Source organism: Moorena sp. SIO3B2, assembly GCF_010692525.1.
In the GTDB taxonomy this organism is placed as follows: domain Bacteria; phylum Cyanobacteriota; class Cyanobacteriia; order Cyanobacteriales; family Coleofasciculaceae; genus Moorena; species Moorena producens.
Map to the genome: position 1 here is coordinate 97,145 of NZ_JAAHHE010000007.1, position 19,180 is coordinate 116,324.

At 45.5% G+C, this 19,180-nt stretch carries 18 protein-coding genes and 1 tRNA gene; 12 read left to right on the top strand and 7 right to left on the bottom strand.

Annotated elements, in window-relative coordinates; translation table 11 throughout:
- Positions 1-317: 317 nt before the first annotated feature.
- Positions 318-1,163: a pentapeptide repeat-containing protein gene (locus F6K38_RS03130; RefSeq protein ID WP_008188357.1), complete on the bottom strand. Its 846-nt coding sequence runs from the start codon at positions 1,161-1,163 to the stop codon at positions 318-320.
- A gap of 65 nt (positions 1,164-1,228) precedes the next feature.
- Between F6K38_RS03130 and F6K38_RS03135 the strand changes: the two genes are divergently transcribed.
- The 3 genes from F6K38_RS03135 (at position 1,229) to F6K38_RS03145 (ending at position 3,189) form a co-directional block, all read left to right on the top strand.
- Positions 1,229-1,375 carry a hypothetical protein gene (locus F6K38_RS03135; protein WP_154659917.1) on the top strand — a complete coding sequence of 49 codons (147 nt, stop codon included), beginning with the start codon at positions 1,229-1,231 and terminating at the stop codon, positions 1,373-1,375.
- Between the two features lie 161 nt (positions 1,376-1,536).
- Entirely contained in the window at positions 1,537-1,908 is a 372-nt protein-coding gene (locus F6K38_RS03140) for a hypothetical protein (RefSeq protein ID WP_008188360.1), read from the top strand.
- Positions 1,909-1,977: 69 nt separating this feature from the next.
- A complete protein-coding gene (locus F6K38_RS03145; protein WP_287312053.1) occupies positions 1,978-3,189 on the top strand; it encodes a site-2 protease family protein in 1,212 nt (403 codons plus the stop codon).
- Positions 3,190-3,250: 61 nt separating this feature from the next.
- On the opposite strand, the gene F6K38_RS03150 is transcribed toward F6K38_RS03145, so the two are convergent.
- Positions 3,251-4,408: a histidinol-phosphate transaminase gene (locus F6K38_RS03150; RefSeq protein ID WP_008188364.1), complete on the bottom strand. Its 1,158-nt coding sequence runs from the start codon at positions 4,406-4,408 to the stop codon at positions 3,251-3,253.
- A 322-nt stretch (positions 4,409-4,730) separates the two neighbouring features.
- A complete protein-coding gene (locus F6K38_RS03155) occupies positions 4,731-8,039 on the bottom strand; it encodes a CBS domain-containing protein (protein WP_287356052.1) in 3,309 nt (1,102 codons plus the stop codon).
- A 337-nt stretch (positions 8,040-8,376) separates the two neighbouring features.
- On the opposite strand from F6K38_RS03155, the gene psbZ reads away from it, so the two are divergent.
- The 5 genes from psbZ to F6K38_RS03180 all read left to right on the top strand — a co-directional run bounded on the left by psbZ (position 8,377) and on the right by F6K38_RS03180 (position 11,331).
- Positions 8,377-8,565: a photosystem II reaction center protein PsbZ gene (gene psbZ, locus F6K38_RS03160; RefSeq protein WP_070394766.1), complete on the top strand. Its 189-nt coding sequence runs from the start codon at positions 8,377-8,379 to the stop codon at positions 8,563-8,565.
- A 61-nt stretch (positions 8,566-8,626) separates the two neighbouring features.
- Positions 8,627-9,214 (top strand): 6,7-dimethyl-8-ribityllumazine synthase, encoded by a 588-nt coding sequence (ribH, locus tag F6K38_RS03165; RefSeq protein WP_287247641.1) that lies wholly within the window; start codon positions 8,627-8,629, stop codon positions 9,212-9,214.
- A gap of 113 nt (positions 9,215-9,327) precedes the next feature.
- Positions 9,328-9,399 (top strand) — tRNA-Gly (locus tag F6K38_RS03170).
- Between the two features lie 249 nt (positions 9,400-9,648).
- Positions 9,649-10,056, top strand: a complete 408-nt coding sequence (locus F6K38_RS03175; protein ID WP_287247643.1) for a hypothetical protein — start codon at positions 9,649-9,651, stop codon at positions 10,054-10,056.
- 6 nt (positions 10,057-10,062) lie between these two features.
- A complete protein-coding gene (locus tag F6K38_RS03180; protein ID WP_287247645.1) occupies positions 10,063-11,331 on the top strand; it encodes a glutamate-5-semialdehyde dehydrogenase in 1,269 nt (422 codons plus the stop codon).
- On the opposite strand, the gene F6K38_RS03185 is transcribed toward F6K38_RS03180, so the two are convergent.
- The 3 genes from F6K38_RS03185 to F6K38_RS03195 all read right to left on the bottom strand — a co-directional run bounded on the left by F6K38_RS03185 (position 11,328) and on the right by F6K38_RS03195 (position 14,361).
- On the bottom strand, positions 11,328-12,473 hold the full coding sequence (locus F6K38_RS03185) for a CO2 hydration protein (protein ID WP_287247646.1): 1,146 nt from the start codon (positions 12,471-12,473) through the stop codon (positions 11,328-11,330). The two genes, F6K38_RS03180 and F6K38_RS03185, sit on opposite strands and share 4 nt — an antisense overlap.
- A gap of 169 nt (positions 12,474-12,642) precedes the next feature.
- Positions 12,643-14,139 (bottom strand): NADH-quinone oxidoreductase subunit M, encoded by a 1,497-nt coding sequence (locus tag F6K38_RS03190; RefSeq protein WP_287356054.1) that lies wholly within the window; start codon positions 14,137-14,139, stop codon positions 12,643-12,645.
- Between the two features lie 30 nt (positions 14,140-14,169).
- Positions 14,170-14,361, bottom strand: coding sequence for a hypothetical protein (locus F6K38_RS03195; protein WP_271969070.1), 192 nt, complete (start codon positions 14,359-14,361; stop codon positions 14,170-14,172).
- Between the two features lie 17 nt (positions 14,362-14,378).
- Here F6K38_RS03195 and F6K38_RS03200 point away from each other — a divergent pair, with 17 nt between their 5' ends.
- Positions 14,379-14,549 carry a pentapeptide repeat-containing protein gene (locus tag F6K38_RS03200; RefSeq protein ID WP_287356056.1) on the top strand — a complete coding sequence of 57 codons (171 nt, stop codon included), beginning with the start codon at positions 14,379-14,381 and terminating at the stop codon, positions 14,547-14,549.
- Here F6K38_RS03200 and F6K38_RS03205 read toward each other — a convergent pair.
- On the bottom strand, positions 14,536-16,428 hold the full coding sequence (locus tag F6K38_RS03205) for an NAD(P)H-quinone oxidoreductase subunit F (RefSeq protein WP_287356058.1): 1,893 nt from the start codon (positions 16,426-16,428) through the stop codon (positions 14,536-14,538). The genes F6K38_RS03200 and F6K38_RS03205 overlap by 14 nt on opposite strands.
- Positions 16,429-17,645: 1,217 nt before the next feature.
- On the opposite strand from F6K38_RS03205, the gene F6K38_RS03210 reads away from it, so the two are divergent.
- The 3 genes from F6K38_RS03210 (at position 17,646) to ccmL (ending at position 18,949) form a co-directional block, all read left to right on the top strand.
- On the top strand, positions 17,646-17,957 hold the full coding sequence (locus F6K38_RS03210; RefSeq protein WP_008185070.1) for a carbon dioxide-concentrating mechanism protein CcmK: 312 nt from the start codon (positions 17,646-17,648) through the stop codon (positions 17,955-17,957).
- 183 nt (positions 17,958-18,140) lie between these two features.
- Positions 18,141-18,482: a carbon dioxide-concentrating mechanism protein CcmK gene (locus F6K38_RS03215; protein WP_044493402.1), complete on the top strand. Its 342-nt coding sequence runs from the start codon at positions 18,141-18,143 to the stop codon at positions 18,480-18,482.
- 167 nt (positions 18,483-18,649) lie between these two features.
- Entirely contained in the window at positions 18,650-18,949 is a 300-nt protein-coding gene (gene ccmL / locus F6K38_RS03220; RefSeq protein ID WP_008185074.1) for a beta-carboxysome shell vertex protein CcmL, read from the top strand.
- Positions 18,950-19,180: the final 231 nt, after the last annotated feature.

Sequence of the window (19,180 nt, forward strand, 5' to 3'; positions counted from 1 at the left end):
AGTTAGCACAATTGTTACTGCTGAAGACCTTTACTGGATAAGTGGTTTGGGTTGCACAGCTTTGCTGATTAATGGAATGATTGAGGGTAATTGGTAATTGGTAATTGGTAATTGGTAATTGGTAATTGGTAACAGGTAACAGGTAATTAGTAAATTGTAAAAGGTAATTAGTAACATTTTACAATTAATTATTAACAGGTTATTTGTAATTATTAAGTGGTAATTTATAACCAGACATAATATCAGTTGTTAATTTTGCTATAGCGTTTCGATTTGATGTGTGAAACAAGCCAGGGCTGATCAAAAACTGGGTTCAACTATTGATGCTGACTGCCACTTGGCATAATCGCTTTGCTAAGTTTAGCTTCACGCAGGTTAGCCTGATTCAGATTAGCATCAATTAAAACAGCTTCAATCAATATTGCCTCGCTAAGATTCGACCAACACAGGTTAGCTCGGTATAAATTAGCCTTGGTGAGATTAGCACCATGGAGAATTGTCCAACTCATCCTTGCTCCTCTGAGATTCGCATCCGTTAGGATAGTGTTTCTCATGGTGCAGCCACTTGCTATTGCACCACTCAAGTCTGCTTGATTGAGATTGGCCTTAGTCAAGTTGGCTCCACTGAGCAGGGTATGGGACAAATTTGCCCCAATCAGATTCGCTTCGATCAGAATACAATTGTTGAGGGATGCTCCCTCCAAAATCGCTCCGTCCAAGAGGGCTTGGGAAAGCTTGGCTCGGTTCAAGGATGTGCTAATCAGTTTTGCGTGACTCAAGTTAGCATTCTGGAGAATTGCCTCACTCAGAATTGCTTCACTCAGATTAGCTTTACTGAGGTTGACTCCAATCAGGCGGCAACTGCGTAGATTAGCATTACTCAAGTTAGCCTTAGTTAGATTTGCCTGACTCAGGTTACTAACAATAAGGTTGGCTTCACACAGGTCACTTCCCTGTAGATTAGCACCAGATAAATTCGCTTCTCGCAGATTGACACCTTTAAGAATAGCGCCCTTGAGACAACTCTGGCTGAGATTAGCACGTCGTAGGTTAGCTTGGCTCAGGTTTACTCCCGCCAGAGATACTCCCTGTAGATTAGCTTCTGGAAAGTCCCGTTCTCCAGCAGCATATCGCTTCAGTAATTCTTCCCCATCCATCATCATTCCTGTAACCTTGACAACTAATAAGCTAGGTGGTATTGCTCTATGGCATCTAATATGAATTATTATTGCTAGACTATGCTACTTTTATTTGCCAAAGTGCCAGCAAAAAGCGCAATGATAGTGTAATCGTGTATTGGTCAGACAATTATGAAATATTAGGGAATCGGGAATCGGGAATCGGGAATCGGGAATTTGGACGGGGGAATCACTAGAGTGTGTTTGTGTTAACCAAGAGATAAAGGTGCGATTGGTTCCGGTGTCTTCCTCCTCTTTCGGTTTCTTCTTAATCTCACCACTTACTTATCTAAATTTGCTATATAGACCAAAATTATATTATAATGGTTAGTTAACTCCTCACTAAAATTTGGTGTTCATGGCAGACTTAACTGGCACTTGGCTCGGAACTTACTGGCAAGGGGGAGTACCCACCCGGTTTGAAGCAACTCTGGTTCAAAGCAAGAATACAATCACTGGGAATATTTTGGACGACGGTTACTTAGGAGAAGCCCAGCTAAGTGGAGAGGTAATCGGACGGCGCATCCAATTTACTAAGCGATACATCACTAGCTCATCGACTCCAATCCAGTACATTGGTACCTTGGCTGAGTCAGAAGACTTGATGAATGGGCAATGGATAATCGATCAGTATAACACTGGTCCTTGGCAAGCTCGTCGTAGTGGCAATGACCTACTTGCAGACCTAAACACTCGTCTGAGTGAGCGGATGCCTGTGGCAGTTCCATGAGCCCAGAACATAGGAGTTACTTTATGCTGGTATGTAGAGCTATGGAAGGTCTCAGATAAGGAAAATGTGATGCTATCAGGTTGGCGAGTTGGCTCTCTATTCGGAATCCCACTGTTTCTAGACCCATCGTGGTTTTTCATCTTGCTACTGGTAACGATGATTAATGCGCGAGAGTTCGACTCTAGCCTAGGGTCGATTTTAGCTTGGGTAGCTGGATTGGCGATGGCACTGTTGTTATTTAGTTCTGTACTTTTACATGAATTAGGTCACAGTCTAGCTGCCCTCTCTCAGGGTATCAAAGTTAATTCGATTACCCTATTTATATTTGGCGGGATTGCGTCGATTGACCGAGAATCGAAGACTCCAGGAGAAGCCTTTCAAGTAGCGATCGCAGGACCATTAGTGAGCTTCATCCTCTTTGGTCTGTTTTATGTCCTAACTCTGACATTACCCACCTCGGCTTGGGCATATACTATCGCCAATGAGATAGCGAGAATCAACCTAGTCTTGGCATTATTTAACCTAATTCCTGGTCTACCTTTAGATGGTGGACAAGTGTTGAAAGCAGCAGTCTGGAAACTAACTGGAGATCTGTTTACAGGTGTGCGTTGGGCTGCCAGAACGGGTAAGGGGTTTGGGCTGATAGCCCTATCCCTAGGATTAGGCATGACTCTGCTGACCGGTACCTTGGCATTCATTTGGCCAACTCTGATTGGCTGGTTTATTTTTCGCAATGCCAGTGCCTATGACCAGCTAACCACCTTGCAAGAAGTCTTACTTAAGCTGATGGCATCTAATGCCATGACCCGTGACTTTCGGGTGGTGGAAGCCAACCAGACCTTACGTTCTTTTGCTGATGAGTATATCTTAACCGATAGGCAAAACCCAATGCCCTACTACGCTGCAACTAATGGACGCTATCGTGGGCTAGTGAAAATTGAGGATTTACATTTTGTGGAGCGTAGTCGTTGGGACACTGAGACCTTGGAAACTATAGTGCGCCCTTTATCAGAAATTCCCACAGTGCAAGAGAAAACACCTTTGGTGGAGGTGATTAACAGCTTAGAGGAGCTTAACATTAAGCGTGTAAGCGTACTTTCTCCCGCAGAAACTGTGGCAGGTGTCATTGACCGGGGTGATATAGTCAGAGCTGTTGCTAGAAAGCTAAATTTGGCTATCCCACCGGCTGCTATCCAGCGCATCAAAGCTGAGGGGGTTTATCCTCCTGGGTTTCAGCTGGTAGAGATTGCTAAAACTCTAAGTTCGGTGACAAACACTTGAGGATATAGCGCTACCCGCAAGGGCAAAAGGCAAAAGGCAAAAGTTTACTATGAATAGCTTTTCAGCCCAGAACTGCTTGTAATCGTTGCAATGTACGAGTATTCTCCTCAGGAGAGCCCACAGTGATCCGCAATCCTCCTCCAGTATGACGTATTAGGGTGCCTTGATCTTTCATGGCCTGAGTTACCTGAGTCAGGTCTTTGCTAGTAGACTCGTTGCCGGATTGTCGTAGACGCAGGTAGATGAAGTTGGCAGCACTTGGCCAAACCTGTAAGGCTGGATGTTCTGATAGGGCTTTTAGTAACTTATCTCGCTCGGCGATAACCTGGGGAATTGATGCTAGCAGAGTTTGTCTGTGATTGAGAGCGACTATGGCAGCAGCTTGAGAAAAGCTGGGTAAGTTGTAGGGTAAGCGCATTTTTTCGAGAGCAGCAATTAGTTCTGGGTCAGCGATGCTATAACCAACACGGTGAGTGGCTAAACGAAATGCTTTGGAAAATGTCCTCAATATTACCCAGTTGGGATGGTCGGCTAATTCTTGGACTACTGAGGCTTGGCTGAATTCAAAGTAGGCTTCATCAATAACTACTAAAATATTCTCTGGTAGACCACGCAACCAGTCTAATTCCTGGGGAGTCAAGGGGTTGGCGGTGGGAGAGTTAGGATGAACTACAAATACTACTCGTATTGCTGCTCGTTGGGTCGAGGTTTCTGTGAGGGTCTGTTCAATGGCTGCTTGGGCATCGTCGATCTTGATTTCAAAGTTTTCTTCCCGACGCCCTACACTCACTACTGGTATTCCTAAGGTCTGTGCCAGTATCGAATACATGGAGAAGGTGGGATTAGCGATTAGGATCGAGCCTTCTCCTCCTAAGCAGGTGGCAATTAAGATAGAACGAATTAGTTCATCGGAACCGTTGCCTACGGAAATCTGGTTTGCTGTTACTCGGTCGTCTAGGGCAGCAGATTCGTTAACGTATTCTGCGATCGCATTTTTGAGTTTCCCCTGTCCGCCATCGGGATATCGATTAGCTTGAATCAGCTGTTGATAGCTCCAAGCTAATTTTTCCTTTAACTCTCCTGGTAAGTCAAAGGGGCATTCATTCGTATCCAGGCGATCTAGGGGAACCGTTGATTCTGGTGTTTTCCCTTCCTCGCCCCCAGGATGAGGTGTGTAGGCCGTTAATGCGGATAGATCAGACCGGATGAATTCTAGCATTATCAGTTCTCTGTTGTCGGTTTGCCTTTATCTAAGCATTCAGCCGTCAGCTGTCAGCCGTCAGCTTAAAATAAACCTATGCAGGCCTATGGCCACGCTAGGCGAACGGGACAATTTAATAATTCGAGATTAATGAGAATTGGAAGTCTGGGGATTTGCCCATCAGCCAAAGACTATGAATCCCATCGCAGCTTCCGGTAACTCAGCATTATTCCAATCCTTACCTGTTTTATTCAAAAGCTGTTCGCCTAGCGTGGGCGTAGCGCATCAGCTGATTGCTGATAGCTGATTGCTGAATGCTTACGCCTTTATACCTTTTACCTTATTCTTTCTCAAGAGGTGGATAGTGTATGGCTAGAAATGCTTTAGCATCAGCCTGATCCTGAATCACCCTGTCTAGGGTTGCCTCTAAGAGTGCATCCAGAATTTCCCGATAGTGTGCTCCTGGCTTATAGCCTAACTTTCTGAGATCATTGCCATCCAGTGGCGCTTTAACATTCCTCCAAGTGGTGAGATACTGCCAAATTTTACGTCGGATCGCTCTAGGACTATACACCCCAATCAATACTAAGGTAGGTAATTTATACTCGCGCAACATGTGGACGATTTGACTGTTTAGCTGGCATGTTGGTAGAGATTCTAGGAAATCCCCTTGCCATCCCTCAAGTTTTTGAAGACGCTCAACACTGTCTACGGGCAACTGTAAATTCTTGGCTACCTTAACCCGTTCGTCTGGTGCTAGATCAGCAATCAATACTTCCAAACGCATCTGCCAGTGTCTTAAGGTTTGCTTTGGGTCAAATCTCTGTAGCCAGCGCCCAACCAAACGCACTCGCCACCATAATGGTTTATCTAGGGTCAGGGTAGGATGAAGACACCGCAACGCTCCTAATGATGACAATAACTGCAATGCTGGTTGCCAGTAGGGGGCTTGCAACATATAGTTAAGTTCTGCTTTGAGTCGGGTTTGGAGTGCTGGGACTTTGGTGTTTTCCGCTTTAGTACGCTCATATACCCCACTCTGAATGGCATAGTGGATATATTCCCTGGTTTGGGGTTCAATTTCAAATCCCAATCGCACCGCAAACCTTACCGCTCGATAGATTCGGGTTGGGTCTTCAATAAAGCTATTGGCGTGTAGGACTCGAATTTTTTGCGATCGCAAATCTAACATACCCCCAAAGAAGTCCAACAGGGGCAATTGAGCTTGGGGATTAACCTTTGTCAGCCTTGCTGCCATGGCGTTGATGGTAAAGTCTCGGCGGTAAAGGTCTTGACGAATGGAACTAGCTTCGACTTGAGGATTAGCAGCGGGATAAGGATAGAACTCGGTACGAGCAGTGGCAATATCTACACAAAGGGAGCCAAATTTCGGGTCATTATGCCATAGCAAGGCAGCGGTTTGAAAAGACCCGTGTACTTCCAAGCGCACCTTACGGTAAATTTTACGGAGTTCCTTGGCCAGGGTGACTCCTGCGATCGCATCCGCTGAGCGGTGAAAGCCATCTACGACCAAGTCTATATCATTTAGCAGTAGTGGCTTGTTCCCATCCGCTAGTAACAAGTCTCTGACAGCTCCTCCAACTACGTACAGATGCCAACCCCGCTCCTGAGCTTTTTCGGCAGCTATGGTCAAAAGTTCCCACAGGCTCGAAGCCAACAGAGGCTTGATGTTAGCTGGTTTAAGGTTCGCCGGTTTCAGGTTTGACCCGTCAACCTTCAACTGCTTAACATTCAACTCTTCCTGAAACAGTTGCCGCAATACATCAGTGCGGGTCACTATCCCCATTAGTTGCCCATCCTCTAGAACGGGTAAACGCCCAATATCGTAAGTCACCATCAAGGACTGAATGTCTGCCATCGAGGTTTCTGGAGTAATGGTCTTAATATGCTTCGTCATGTAGCCCTTGACTGGGGCATGGCCAAAACCGTGGTGCAAGGCTAAATCCAGGTCTCGTCGGGAGATAATTCCTACCAGCTGGTCCTGTTGATCTACTACTGAAAGCCCCGAATGACCATAGCGCAACAAAATTCTCTGGGCTTCCTTAATCTTGGTATTGGGGCGAATGGTGCGCACGGGGGATGACATTAAATCCCGAGCCGTCAGAGGTTGGGGAATTTGGTCTTTTAGTTGGTTGACCAGCTGCTCTAGGATTGTCTGGGCCTCACAGTCTCGTAAGGTAACCGCAGCGGCTTGGGAATGTCCACCCCCTCCTAAGGGTTGCAACAACTGGTTCAAATCCGTTCCCTCAATTCGCGTCCGCCCAATTATCGTTAGCTTTGTAACTGAGGTTGACAGTTGTTCACCCTTGGCCTTCGAGTAGGGTAGGTTCGTGTCGGTTGTTGGTTGTTCGCGAAGCGTGGCCTTTTGGCCAAGGTTATTTGGTTGTTCGCGAAGCGTGGCCTTTTGGCCAAGGTTATTTGGTTGTTCGCGAAGCGTGGCCTTTTGGCCAAGGTTATTTGGTTGTTCGCGAAGCGTGGCCTTTTGGCCAAGGTTATTTGGTTGTTCGCGAAGCGTGGCCTTTTGGCCAAGGTTATTTGGTTGTTCGCGAAGCGTGGCCTTTTGGCCAAGGTTATTTGGTTGTTCGCGAAGCGTGGCCTTTTGGCCAAGGTTAGTTTGGGGTGTTCGCGTAGGGTGGCCTTTTGGCCAAGCTTGTTCGCCTTTGGGGTTCGAGTCGGGTAGGTGATTTGATTGAAAGTTAGTCTGGGTTTGAGTTTCAAGGTTATTTTGGCTTGAAGGTTGTATTTTTGAATTTTGCTTGTTATAATAATTTTCATAACCTTCAACCGTTAAACCGCCAACCGGCAACGGTGAATAACCTTCAACCTGAAACCTTACAACTGGTAAACCTGCCGGTTGTGAGGTTTCTCCTTTGGGGTTTCGTTGATACTCAGCCCCCAAAAGCAGGGCATCGCTTTCAGTTACTTCTAGTAAGCGTGACGCCAAACTGGATAAGCCAGGCACATGCCCAGGAGTGTTTAGGAATACCCAAGAAATGGTGTAACCCAAGTGGGTTTGTCGCTGCAAAAGGTCTAGAGATTGCCTAAATAATTTTTCCAATTGAGGAGATAGCCCTGGCTCAACATACTGAGCTATCTGACGCAGATTAGCTCCTTGCTCCATTAACCAGGTCAAAGCAGCCCCATCTCTTGGTGTTGTCTGGTCAAAGGTCAGGGAACCTGTATCCACATGGATTCCCAATGCCATCACCGTGGCTTCAGCAGTAGTTAACTGGATTTGGGATTGCTGTAGTTGCTCAACAATTAAGGTGGTGGTTGCTCCCACAGGTTCAATCTGTGTATAGGTAGCCGGGATATCAGTTTGGGGTACGGGATGATGGTCGTAAATTTCAATAGCCTTTAACTGTGGTAAGTCTAACCACTCAGCTGCTTTGCCTAAGCGATCGCGTTTTTGAGTATCTACAATAATTACGGAATTAATCTGAGCCAATTGTACAGAGCGGCGCTCGATCAGGGCATACTCATCCCGATGCAGTGCCAAAAAATCTCTTACAGCCGGATGAGTCCCCCCAGTTAGTACCGCTTTGGCTCCTGGCTTGAGGCGAGTCAGTCCTACAGCTGCTCCTAGGGCATCAAAGTCAACGGTGGTATGACACAAAATCAGATCCATAGTGATTAGTCTACCAATTCTGGAAATTAAGGCTACACATCAATTTCATCTGGCCATCTCTCCATTTTTCCCTATTGACTTTATTGATGCTATTAATAGTTTACACTACTTTGACCTTTTAATCCCTATAATCCCTTTTATGGCACTCCCCGCGCCCCCGCCCCGCGCCCGCGCCCCACACTCATCACCTGCATGGGAAAGTTAAAAGGGCATTGATTGCAACAAATTTTGGCAGAAAAGGTAAAACCATCTGGTAAAATCTATAGTGCTTAGCTAGGCATTAGCCTGTTTTAAACAAGTTTTAGGAAAGTTTAGCGTCAAGGTATCAGCACAGAAAATGACTATTATATTCCAACTATTACTCACTGCCCTAGTCCTATTGTCATTTGTCTTGGTAGTCGGTGTACCAGTAGCTTATGCCACACCTCAGAACTGGGAGCAATCAAAACGCTTACTTTGGCTTGGTTCAGGGGTCTGGGTGCTTCTCGTCCTTCTAGTCGGTGCCCTCAACTTTTTGGTGGTTTAGGTTATAATTTCCCTGAGCTAGACCTAAATTATTACTGTAATCAGCCTTTAGAACGATAGTCATGGCAGTTTTCGAGGGAAATTTTACATCATCTACCTCCCTGAGGTTTGCGATTATCATTGGTCGGTTTAATGACCTAGTGACAGGTAAACTCTTAAACGGGTGTAAAGATTGCTTAAAACGCCATGGCATTGATCCCAATCCCCAAGGTACTCAAGTTGACTATATTTGGGTACCGGGTAGCTTTGAAATTTCATTGATGGCTCGCCAAGCTGCTCTTAGCGGTCGTTATGATGCAGTGATTTGCTTGGGCTCAGTGATTCGGGGTCAAACTCCCCATTTTGATTATGTGTCTGCTGAAGTAGCCAAGGGCATTGCTGCTGCTGGTTTTCAAACCGGGGTACCTGTTATTTTTGGTATTTTAACTGTAGATACCATGCAGCAAGCTCTAGAACGGGCGGGAATCAAGAGCAATAAAGGTTGGGAATATGCCATGAATGCCATAGAAATGGCTAACCTGATCCGGAGTTTTCGGGGTCAAGAGTCAATATTAGGCTATGAAGAGTCTGAACAGGGAACTTTAAGCCAACAAACTCTACCATTCTCGACAAATTGGACAATTGCTTCAGAATCTGACCCTGATTCCTAACATATGAGTTAATCTTGGGAGATTTTCCTAATTTTCTTGAATCTGAAAGCTTATGTAAAAGGGGTTGACAAATTTTGGCTGATCTGACATACTAGAAAGAGATAAGTTGAGGTGCGGGTATAGCTCAGTGGTAGAGCGTCACCTTGCCAAGGTGAATGTCGCGCGTTCGAATCGCGTTACCCGCTTACTGATAGTCAATAAACCTGTCATAGCTGAAGTAATACAACTTTGGGCATGCTGCCTTCAGCTCAAGTATCCAACTTGATGCAAACCGTGGCAGTGTCCATCAATAACCTTAAAGAATAAGCTTATTATAATAGATGGGGACACCATACGCTTTATAGTGTCCCAATATTTAAATAATCATGCAGCACTACCAATTCAAGGTTTTTTGATAAACCTAACCAGATGTCTTTTGGTTTTTAATAACGCTTGTGCAATCTCAAAAAGGTCAAAAGATTGACTTAAACTCTGAGTATCCCTGCCCTTGTCGGCGTCGGGGTCATTTAGTGCCAATTACACTGACCGAAGCCCTTGGCTGCAATCGCTGTCAGCAAATTTTTGTGGTAGACGAAAGTGGTTATGTGATTGAGCAACTATCCACCCACTACCCCTATAAAAAAGCTTGGCTTTGGACAGGACATCGTTGGAATACAATCCATGGTAGTCTTGGGGAAAGCTACTTACCTGTAGCGTTGGGTATTGTCTTAGTTCTGCTGATTGTCTGGTTGCCTTTGGCACTTCACTCCCAAAAAGGGCCAGGTATCATAGTATGGGCATTACTGGCAGTACTGCTAGCAGTACTTCCGGCTATGATGGTTTGGCTAGCTTACCGGCGTTAACTAACAATGAACACAGACTCTGGGAGCAAGGCCTCGAAGTTACATGATTTAATGGCCAGTGTCCACCATGCTTCTCGGGCATTGGCAAACACCAAGGGAGAAGAGCGCTCTCGTGGCATCGAGGCCATGGCTCAAGCAATGGGAAACTCCTTTGATGATATTTTGGAAGCTAACACCCTAGATCTGGAAACCAGTAGGGACATGGCAGTGCCAGACCTAATTTTGGACTGGCTGAAGCTAACACCAGAAAGGCTACAGATGGCTATCGGGATCCTGGAAAGGATTGGAAATTTATCTGATCCAATCCGGCGGGTGATGAACGCTTCCTATCAAACTGACCAATCTCAGACCTACTGTCAGCTAATGCCGTTGGGAGTGATTGCTCTAATTTATGAGGCATTCCCTGAACTAGGTGCAATTGCCGCAGGCTTTTGTCTCAAAACTGGTAACTCCCTGATTCTCAAAGGCAGTAGCGAAGCCAGTCAATCTAACCAGGTGATTGCTCAAGCGTTGCAAAATGCTTTGGATGAGGTCGGTTTGCCAACGGGATGTCTGGAACTATTCCCCTCTGGACAGGGAGCTTCGATTCGGGATTTGGTCACTCAAAATCCATATCTGAATTTGGTAATTCCCCACGGACGACCAACCCTGCTCAAGCAGGTGATCCAGCAATCAACTGCACCAGTTTTGCAATCGGCCATTGGTAACTGCTACCTTTACTGGTCTGCTAATGGTAACGTCGATCTGCTTAGGCATATGGTTTTAGATAGCCACGCCAGTCAGCCGGATCCGGTCAATGCTATTGAAAAAATTCTGATTAACCAGAATCAAAAAACCTCTGCCTTAGTTACCCTGTTGAACAACCTCAAGGAAAACGGTTTTGAACTCAGAGGTGATGCCCATCTAGTGGCTAAGTTTCCTGAACAATTGACCTTAGCAGCAGAATCCGAGTGGGGTCAAGCCTATTTGAGCAAAACTATTGCGTTGAAAGTGGTAGATTGCATAGAGTCAGGGATTGCTTGGATTAATCAATATAGCAGCGGTCATGCTGACTGCCTGGTGACAGATTCTTATCAGGAAAGCCGTCAGTTTGCCTTAGGTGTAGATAGTGCATCGGTTTACATTAATTCTTCACCAAGATTTTCACGGAATCCGCAACCAGGAGACTCCGTGTTTCTAGGTATGTCTAACCAAAAAGGACATCATAGCGGCATGATTAGCCTGGAGACTCTCACTACCCTTAAACACGTAGTTCAGGGTAATGGGCAGTTTTAGGCGTTGGTCATTTGACCATTAGCTGCTCTCAACCGGGAGGGGATAAATCGATCCATCCAGTATTCCAAATACGCTCGATTTTCCTCAAGTTCAGCAGGATCCGTGGTATCCATGGGATGAGGGGCTAGCCCCAAAATCGCAGCTGTAGTTACACAAAACATAGATTTCTGGAAGGTTTGGCAAATTCTAACCCGCAAGTCAATTTCACCCCGATGCGATCGCATATAAAAATCTCTGAGATAGTTGGGTAGATAATGCCTCATATCCTGCATCAGCAATGTCGGTGGAATTCCAGAACCACCAATAGGCAATGGGTCAGCATACAACGCGCCATAGGTAAATCGAGTTTGATCTGGGGAAATCTGGTACGCTTGGGCATTCATAGATACTGTGCCCAGAAAGGGTGTTCCCCGGAAGAAAATTGCCTCTACATAGGGTATTCCTGTATCAGACAGGAAGGTCAAACCAACCGATTCGGGAATAATCTCATACCTTTTATCCCCAATCTTAGGGGCATAGGTAATGGGTTTGTTTGCTGCTGCGACTAACCCTGCTTTAATATGGTCTACCACTTGGGGAATCGACTTAATTTCCCCTTGGTCATAGCCCTGAGATAGGGACATAAATATATCACTCATCACCCGCCAGAATTGCCCTAATCCACTGTAATAGGCAAGCATTCGCACTTGTTCGGGCAAGAATTCAGGAAATAGCTTGTTCATTCCCAGCATCAGGGGATTGGTCTTAAACTTTGCCTGAATTGCTTTGGCACATAGTTGCTCAAATTCATCGGTGTCGAGATAAGTATCTAAGCCTCCACCACCGTGCCATAACATCGAGCGCATACAGTATTCAGCGTACTCAAAGTTAATTCGGTCGTGCCACCAATGACGTAAAAGCTTTGATAAGGAAATCTCCCCATTAAAGTATTTAAAGAAGGGAAAAAACACTAAAAATTGATGATCGGCAGTGTAGATAAGATTGCGGGAGTAAGCATCTAAAACAATGCCGTAGCTGTGAAGTATCCCGACTACTTCCATAAGGTTTTGTGGAGAATCTGATAGGAGGGCACTACCAGTTTGTAGTCGCTTGATATACTCCTCTAGGGGATGATTTTGTTTGTTTTTTTGGCTCAATAACATAATAATTATGTTGACGATTGTTTGGTTTAAGGTTGAAGGTTGAAGGTTGTTGAAGGTTGTCTGTAAAAATGTAGAATGCAGAATGTAGAATTATAAATTCGCGCATTCGCGCATTCTACATTCGCGCATTCTACATTTCGGCCAAGCTACGCGAACAACCTGTTAAGCTTCAACTATTAGTTGATACCTTCACAGCTACATTCGGTGGTGTCGTTACCAAAGTTGCTGTGATCGGTTCACTTAAATTAAGTAACCATCCTGGTTGTAGTCCCAGAACCACAATCAATAGCGCTAAAACCAGCCCTGGTAATTGTTCTGTGAACTTAACGGTCGGTAAATCAGTTAAATGGGTAGCGAGACGACCAAAGAAGGCTCCACCAACTAGTTGTAAAAAGTAAACAACCGTTAAACCGGTGCTGAGCATGCATAGGATAGTTGGGATTGGCAATACCTGGAGACTACCCCAGTAGACCAGAAACTCAGAGATAAATCCCACCATGCCAGGGATACCAGCACTAGCCATTACACCAAGCACCATCAAACTACCAACTACTGGCAGACCCCGTTCTGGATTTAATAGACCATTGAGGATAGTGATATCCCGTGAGCCAGTTTTCTTATAAATGATACCGACTAATAAAAACAGTAGCGCTGATATTAACCCGTGACTGATCATCTGTAAAACTGAGGATACCAACGCTAACTCAGTGGCAGCAGCAGCAGCTAACAGAATGTATGCCATGTGAGCGACAGAACTATATGCCACCATTTTTTTCATGTCTTTCTGGACAATGGCATTAAAAGCTCCGTAAAGGGAACTGACTGCTGCCCAAATTCCCAACCAAGGTGCCAGAATTGTCCAAGGTTCCGGAAACAAACCTAAGCCAAACCGCAACAAACCATAGGTACCTAATTTCAGGAGCACACCAGCTAATAGAATTGAAACTGGGGTTGATGCTTCCACGTGGGCATCTGGCAACCAGGTATGGAATGGCACAAAGGGAATTTTAATCCCGAAGCCAATTAGAACCGCTCCTAAGAGAATTAATTGCTGAGCAACGGGTAGTAATGATGCCAGCTCCCTGGTCTCGGTGTAGCTAAAGCTAGAGGAACCACTCAAAAACACTAAGCCGAGGAATGACGCTAGAACCAAGGCTCCGGAAAGGGCTGTGTAGAGGAGAAACTTGGTTGCAGCATAGCCTCTGCGCTTACCCCCCCAAATGGCAATCAACAAATATAGGGGAATGAGTTCTAGCTCATAGAAGATAAAAAACAGCAGTAAATCCTGAGCTAGGAAGGCACCGGCAACAGCGCCATTCAGCAAGAGCATCAGAGCGTAATACAACCTAGGGCGAATGACGTTGGAATCTGTGCAGTACAGGGCAATTGCGGTTAGCAGACCATTTAGGATCAGTAAGGGCAATGATAGACCATCTACCCCTAAACTATAGGTCAAACCGATCCCCTGAATCCAAGGAAGATTTTCCTGAAATTGTAGATTCACGTCACCGGGGTTAAACATGGTCATCAATATTACTGACCAGAGGAAAATACCACCAGTAACTACCAAGGAAATTTGACGAGCTGCTTTAGCAGTGACATTCCCGGGCCAAAACCCCACTATAGCGGCACTCAGTATTGGTACCAAAATCAAGGCACTCAACATAAATCGACCAGTCTCCTAATCATTTGTTTACTAACTGTTGTCATGGGGTTGTTTGGTTGCAGGTTGTTTGGGGTTGAAGGTTGAAGGTTGTTTGGGGTTGAAGGTTGAAGGTTGTTTGGGGTTGAAGGTTGAAGGTTGTTTGGGGTTGAAGGTTGAAGGTTGTTTGGGGTTGAGGGTTGAAGGTTGTTTAGGGTTAAAGGTTGTTTGGGGTTGAAGCTTCAACAGTCAAAGGGCTAACTTTGGCCTATTGGCCACGCGATCGCGTTCAACCAGCTAACCTTCAACCAGCTAACTTTCAACCAGCTAACTTTCAACCAGCTAACTTTCAACCAGCTAACCTTCAACCAGCTAACCTTCAACCAGCTAACCTTCAACCAGCTAACCTTCAACCTTTAACTAATGACCTATGAACAATGACCACTGCTCCAAAGACCACTGACTCAAAGACCACTGATTCAAGGGCCAAGTGATGAAGATTGCCAATAAGCTGATTCCTAATAGGATAGTCAGTACATAAAACTGTGATTTACCGGAAACGCTGTATTTTAGGCCTTGACCACTAAATACTGTTCCTAAACCAACCAGATTGACTAACCCATCAACGATATATCTATCGATCCAAGCTGTAATGTTGGAAAATAGGAGAACAGCAAACACGATGGTGTAACGATACAGTTCGTCCAGGTAAAAGTCATAGGCGAATAGGTCTTGGAACAATTTCAACGGCATCCGAATTGACCGCGACCAGGTTCTGGGTAGGTAAATTAAAGCCCCTGCAGTGCAACCTACGACACCAGAGATTACCAAGGTTACCTCGGCTAGGGGATTGAGGTACTCCCATTCCGATAGCAATTCCATCGGACGCATTAGCACTGGTACCAGCAATGTCAGTATGGTTAACGCTACCATTGGTAATGCCATAGCCCACGGTACTTCTGGTGCTCGACGGGTCTTCGCTTGGGGTTTCCCTAGGAAAACGAGCCGAAACACCCGGACTAAACCTAAGGCAGTAACTGCGTTAACGAAGAGAAAGGGTATGACCAGAAGAGGGGCATCAAACCAAAAGGCGTTAATCCCTTCACTCATTGCCCAAAAGCCACCCAGGGGGAAAAGTCCAATCAGACCAACGATACCCACGGCAAAGGCAGTGCTAGTAGCGGGCATTTTTGACCCTAAGCCCCCCATTTCAGCTAGATTTTGGTTATTGGTGTTCAAGATTACCCCCCCGATGCTCATAAACATCAGGGCTTTAGCAAAGGCATGGGCAACCAGTAAAATCACACCAATATCAGAGCGCTGCATTCCAACCGCGATAAATACTAAACCAATGTAAGCGCTGGTGGAATGGGAAAGCGATCGCTTAATATCGATTTGTGCGATCGCTACCATTGAGGTGCCTAGTGCTGTGATAGTACCAATAACTACTAACACTGATAAGGTCAACGGTGAGATCATGGTCACAATCGGCACCAGTTTAATCAGCACATAAGTACCACAAGTCACCACCAAGGAATTCCGAAGTACTGAGGCGGGATTCGGTCCCTCCATCGCCTCATCCAACCATAAATTCAAGGGGAATTGGGCACATTTACCAATTGGACCAGCAATCAAAGCCAATCCCAGTAAGTTACCTACGAGTGGCGGTAGATTAGCTGAATAAGCCCAGGTATACAAGTCTGAAAAGGTTAAGCTTCCCGCAAAGGTGGCTAAGCTCACCACCCCAATTAGCAGCAAGATATCTCCTACACGCTTGGTTAAAAAAGCATCTCGGGCAGCTTTGAGTGCTAAAGGCTGAGCATACCAAAAACCCACAATTAACAAAGTACACAGCGTGAGCATCTCCAACAGAGCATAGGTCAGGAATAAGGAATTACTCAAGACAATTCCAATCAATGCCCCTTCAAAAAATCCCATCAGGGCAAAGAAGCGAGCTAATCCCCAATCTTTCTCCATATATCCAAGAGCATAGAGTTGAGCCAATAGACTTAGGCTGGTGATAAACTCCATTGCTGCAGTACTCACTGGTGAGACTTCCAGAACAAAGGATATGTCAATATCAGCAACCATTAGCCAGTGAAACTGTATCTCTTGCACGGCTTCTTGTAATGAAGCCTGGAAGATTAGCCAGCCATGAATGCAGGCGAAAAGTGTCATCAACAGGTTAAAGTAAGCCGCTGGTCTTGGTCCTGTACGACGCACTATTCCTGTTGCCCAGGGGATAGTTAAAAATGCCCCAATCCAACTGTAAATAGGAACTACCCAAATAGTCTGAGTAAGGAACTCAGTCATCACGCCTTGACCTCATCATTTCATTGAATCAATTAAATAAAAATCGGGACTAATTAGCCCAAACGAATTTTTAAAGTGACGATTTTCCTCGCTTTACAGCTAATAATGTGGTGATTTGTCTTAAATCATTAGTATTTTTATAACTTTATCAGTTAAGGGTTATCTTGGACATAATCCAGGCAGATTTTTCCAGAATATTTTTTTGATCATTACCATAAAACGTGGTTATTGACATCATGACAAGTAACCTTTATAGAACCGATAACGCTAACTGATTAAAGGTCAATTCGGGCTTGACAACTGATCAAGCTAATGTATTAAAGCTCAAATCAGGCTTGACAAGCCATCTATCCACCCATCTCTCCTTAGTCAGGTTAGAGCGACCCAGTTCCCCGTGTCGTAACCCAGGAACTCGGTGACCGCACTCAAATTCTGGCGCTTAGTGAGGATTACTTATCTAAAAGTTATAAAAAAATTATAAAACAAAAGCAACCATTCTCCAAAACGGTTAATTTTCGTTAACTAATCTAGCTGACCCCCTCGGAATGTTAAGTTTTGTTAAGGTCTCTCATTAAGAAGTATTATCATATTTTATATTGTCAAATACGCCAAGGTTCTCTATGCTTAGTTTTGGTTGTCCTTTAAACAAAGATGTTGGGGGCATTCCCCGTCTACTATCTTTGTTTGAGCCGGGGTGTTAGCGTAGCTTGGCCGAAAAGCCAGGGAAACAATGACTTTTGGTCAGGCCAACCCACACCCCCCTCCACCCTTTAATCCCCCCCAAACTAACCATGAGGCGGATTAAGCGGGGAGCAAGGGAAGCACAGAAGCACGACCAATACACTTAGCTACCTGATTTAGCTAGGTGAATTAGCTAGGTCAGTTAGCTAGGTCAGTTAGCTACCTGCAATGGGCTTGGTCGGCTCACGTTCTGACGGTGTATCGAAAAGGCCGATTTACCCGGCAACATTGCAGTTACAGGACTTACGCAAGTGCCCCATAAATCCCCCAATTCTGGGGGACTTTGACATCATTACCCCCCAAGCGAACAATCCCTCGCTTGGGGGGGCAGGGGGGCAAAACCAACTAAACTTCGTAAGTCCTAAGTTATCTGCAATGCCACAGAAACCCTAACTACACTGCCCTAACTACACTGCCAGGTGAGTTAGGGAGCGTTCATCACTATTATTTGACTAATCCACTAGGAGAAAAGCGAAATGCCAATTGCTGTTGGAATGATTGAAACTGAGGGCTTTCCAGCTGTTGTAGAAGCAGCTGATGCGATGGTTAAAGCCGCTCGCGTCACCCTTGTGGGTTATGAAAAAATCGGTAGCGCTCGTGTAACCGTGATTGTGCGGGGAGATGTTTCCGAAGTGCAAGCTTCCGTATCCGCTGGGATAGAATCAGCAAACCGGGTGAATGGAGGTAAGGTGGTATCAACCCACATCATCGCTCGTCCCCATGAAAACTTAGAGTATGTCCTACCAATTCGTTACAGCGAAGCTGTGGAACAGTTCCGTAGCTATTAGCCAAGATGCTCCTAAAAACCATAGAGAGTCTAGAGGCAATTGGCACAAGCTTGGGTGCTGAACTGGTTGGTATGCAGTGACTATAGGTTTAGCAAAGAGCGCTTATATGCCGTCACAACCATCCCACGTGTGGTCAGCGCGTGGGTTGATCAAAATCTTGATAAACGTCTAGGAGTAAAATTCATGTCAATTGCTGTGGGAATGGTGGAAACCCTTGGTTTTCCAGCGGTTGTAGAAGCCGCAGATGCTATGGTGAAAGCGGCTCGTGTCACCCTTGTGGGTTATGAAAAAATTGGTAGCGCTCGTGTAACCGTGATTGTGCGGGGAGATGTGTCTGAGGTGCAAGCCTCCGTATCCGCTGGGGTTGATAACGTTAAGCGTGTTAATGGCGGTCAGGTATTATCTACCCATATTATTGCTCGACCTCACGAAAACCTGGAGTATGTTCTACCAATTCGTTATACCGAAGATGTGGAACAGTTCCGGGAGAGTACTAACGCCATCCGTCCGATGAACCGTCCATAATCGTCCGTCAATTTGAGATTCAATACATGCCGGTGTCAAGTAGGGGATGTGCTTACCATGAGGGGAGAGATTGCTTGATCCACTAGTTTTGGCTTCGCCATATAACTGCTCCCTAATCCATCTCCCCCCAAGTCCTGTCACCCCAAGTCCTGTTATAAGTTAGGTCAATGCAAATTGCCAAGGTCCGAGGCACGGTCGTTAGTACTTATAAAGATCCTAGTCTTAGAGGAACTAAATTCCTTTTCCTGCAATACCTAGATGATGCAGGAGAACCACTCCCCAAGTATGAGGTCGCAGCTGACATAGTCGGTGCTGGTATAAATGAGTGGGTGCTAGTCAGCCGTGGCAGCGCGGCTCGGCAAGTCGGTGAGAGTGACAAGCGTCCCATCGACGCTATGGTGGTGGGGATTATTGACACGGTCAGTGTGGACAATAGCATGCTCTACAGCAAAAAAGACCAGTATTAGTGAGTAGGTTCGGACAATAGTAGCTTTGGGTAGTAGCTTTGGGTAGTAGCTTTGGGTAGTAGCTTATCCCTGGTTATCCATTGCTCGATTCTGACTTGAGCCCTATAGCTTTCCAAAGCAGTTATTTGTAACGATAAGCCATAACGGTAGAGGTTAACTATTAACAATCCAGCAATTTCTGCGTGATTACAATTCCCGAGTGGGAGCAGCAGAAATAACTAACCCCAATCC